Consider the following 1483-nt stretch of genomic DNA (forward strand, 5'->3'; position numbering starts at 1 on the left):
CTGCTATGACAGTCTGGCCGCCGGTCTTGCGGTCGCGGATCACCACGTCGAATTCCGAAATGGCACCTGACATGCGGTGATTGGTAAAGCGCACGTCGGCCTGCGCATTCTCGCCATAGGTGATGACCCGGCGGTCCTCGATGCGGCTGACCAGCGCCTGCACTTCGGGGTGATCGGTGCACATCACGCCAAAACCGTAGAACGGAACGTTCTCGACAAACTGGCGGAACGCCTCGCGCACCTTGTCGAAGCTGCCATAGTGGTCAAGATGCTCGGGGTCGATGTTGGTGACGACCGCGATCTCGGCCGGCAGTTTCAGGAAGGTGCCGTCGCTCTCGTCGGCCTCGACCACCATCCATTCGCCGTCGCCCATGCGGGCGTTGGTGCCGTAGGCATTGATGATGCCGCCATTGATCACGGTCGGAGCGAGCCCGCCCGCATCGAGCAAGGTCGCCACCATCGAGGTCGTCGTCGTCTTGCCATGCGTGCCGCCGATCGCCACCGCCTGGCGAAAGCGCATCAGTTCGGCCAGCATCTCGGCCCGGCGCACGATCGGCAGCAGCTTTTCGCGCGCGGCCTTCAGCTCAGGGTTGGATTTCTTGATCGCCGTCGAGACGACCACCACCTCGGCATCGCCGAGATTCTCGGCCCTATGGCCGACGAAGCATTCGATGCCCTTGTCGCGCAGCCGCTGCACATTGGCGCTTTCGGCCTGGTCGGACCCTTGCACCTTGTAGCCGAGATTGTGCAGCACTTCGGCAATGCCGCTCATGCCGATGCCGCCAATGCCGATGAAATGCACAAGGCCGATGGTCTGCGGCATCTTCATGCTTGCGTCCCCTTCCTGAAATCCGAAACGGTTTTTTTGGACGCAATAGCCTCTGTAAGATCGGCGAGCAACCGTGCCGCGTCCGGCCTGCCGGCCGATTTCGCACCCGCCGCCATTGCCGTCAGCCGATCGGGGTCGTCCATCAGCCCGCCGACAAGCGCTGCGATGCGTTCGGACGAGAGCGAGGATTGCGGATGCACTTCGCCGCCGTCGGCAGCGGCAAGGGCCGCCGCGTTCGCCGCCTGATCGTGATCGAGCGCATGGGGGTAAGGCACCAGCAGCGCCGGCCGGCCGATGACGGCGATCTCCGAGACGGTCGAGGCGCCGGAACGCGAGATCACCAGATGAGCGGCCGCCATGCGTGCCGCCATGTCGGTGAAGAAGGGCGAGACCTCGACGGCGACGCCAAGGGTGGCATAGACCGCCTTGACCCGCGCCACGTCATCGGCGCGCGCTTGTTGGGTAATGACCAGCCGTTTGCGCTGGGCGTCGGAAAGCAGCGCAATGGCTCCCGGCACGGCATCGGAAAAGAATTGGGCGCCCTGGCTGCCGCCAAAAACCAGCAGGCGGAACGGTTGATCCCCGGCAGATGCCGCATAGGCAGTCTTGGCCGCTTCCAGCACCGCAGGCCGGACCGGATTGCCTGTCGTCACC

General features: G+C 64.5%; 2 protein-coding genes. Both read right to left on the reverse strand.

The genetic code is table 11. The features are described 5' to 3' along the window. Window positions 1-829 (reverse strand): Mur ligase domain-containing protein (locus tag EN884_RS35690; RefSeq protein ID WP_245492049.1); only part of this gene is annotated, 829 nt, incomplete at its 3' end. Continuing rightward, window positions 826-1483: glycosyltransferase (locus EN884_RS35695; protein ID WP_281034866.1), on the reverse strand; the 658-nt coding region annotated here is incomplete at its 5' end. The genes EN884_RS35690 and EN884_RS35695, both read right to left, overlap by 4 nt.

Origin of the sequence: Mesorhizobium sp. M7A.F.Ca.AU.001.01.1.1 (assembly GCF_004022735.1) — a bacterium.
GTDB classification, from domain to species: domain Bacteria; phylum Pseudomonadota; class Alphaproteobacteria; order Rhizobiales; family Rhizobiaceae; genus Mesorhizobium; species Mesorhizobium ciceri.